This window comes from Bacillus sp. mrc49 (assembly GCF_002803435.1).
This window is the reverse complement of sequence record NZ_PHNG01000562.1, coordinates 1-1,201: the sequence shown is the minus strand read 5'-3', so window position 1 is coordinate 1,201 and position 1,201 is coordinate 1. Positions and strand designations below refer to the sequence as shown.

Annotated in this window: 2 protein-coding genes; both read left to right on the top strand. The window is 35.0% G+C overall.

Going from position 1 to position 1,201, the window contains the following annotated elements; translation table 11 throughout:
- Positions 1-129: 129 nt before the first annotated feature.
- Positions 130-867, top strand: a complete 738-nt coding sequence (locus CVN76_RS05835) for an HNH endonuclease (RefSeq protein WP_100530592.1) — start codon at positions 130-132, stop codon at positions 865-867.
- 28 nt (positions 868-895) lie between these two features.
- Positions 896-1,141, top strand: coding sequence for a hypothetical protein (locus tag CVN76_RS05830; protein ID WP_100530531.1), 246 nt, complete (start codon positions 896-898; stop codon positions 1,139-1,141).
- The last annotated feature ends 60 nt before the right edge of the window (positions 1,142-1,201 follow it).

Sequence of the window (1,201 nt, the reverse complement as noted above, 5' to 3'; positions counted from 1 at the left end):
ACAGGAAAGTCCACAATCTGAAGTTCTTAATATTTATTCTTTTGAACAAAAGCGATTTCAGGTAGAGGATTTTTCTTCTCCCTGGATCGCGAAGCTAAGAAGAATCGTTGAATAAAAGGAGGGATTCCTTTGCTTTACTTATATGATCCAAGAACCAATATTTTAACTGAAACAAATTATAAAGACTTGGAATTATTGACCGGTAAATCCTATTCCAGTTTATCCACTCATAAATCTAAAAAAATGAAACTATCGAAGATCAATTGTTATTTAGCAGATGAAAAAACAACTCTGAAGCAACGTAAAGAATGGTACGTAAAGGAAAAATACCACAATGAAGTTTGGAAGGCCGTAGAAGGGTCAGGCGATAAATTTTTAGTTTCTAATTATGGCCGTTTCAAACGCTTATATAAGAGTTCAGAAAAGTTTTTGCTTCCTTATCTCCATAAACGTAGTGGGGACCTATTTATAAAGGTGCAGTTTAAAAACAAGGTTAAGAAATACAAAGCTTCACATTTGGTTGCTTACCATTTTGTGGGCAATCCTAAGCCAGGCGAAGTATTGCATCATAAGAATTTAATTAAGACTGATAATTTTTTTGTGAATCTTGAATACATCACCAAAGAAAAACTTGGTAAAAAGACAGGATTTAGGTCTACAAGCAAACCTGTAGTAAGGATTGATAAAGATACTATGGAAGTTTTAGAGGAATTTAAATCAGTTCGTGAAGCCGGGAGAAAATGCTTCTTTTCTTACCAAACTGTTTTGGATCGCTGTAATAAAAAAAGCATACCGAGGGATGGTGATGTTTTCATGTTTGCTGATGAGTATGAATCACTGGAATCTGATTTATCGATTGCTGAGTAACAATATTGCAAGTTAAGGAGTGAGAAGGATGAGAACACAATCTGAATTCGCAAATCACCTTAAACATTGCATCCAGGAAGAACACAGTATTCATTTAAGCGATAAGGCCATCAGGGATATTCGCAATACGATTGATGGTGCATACTCAGCTGCCATAAAAGGAGCCGTTCAAAAGCAAAAGGCGGCAGAAAACAGGTATTACGAACAAAAAAATATTACTGAAATGCTGATTAATAAAATGGTGAAATACTTCAACAGTAGACACAAACTGTGAAGGAAGGTGACCAGCATTATTAAAGTGGAAGTCATTAAGAAAACTTATGTACGTTGTCAG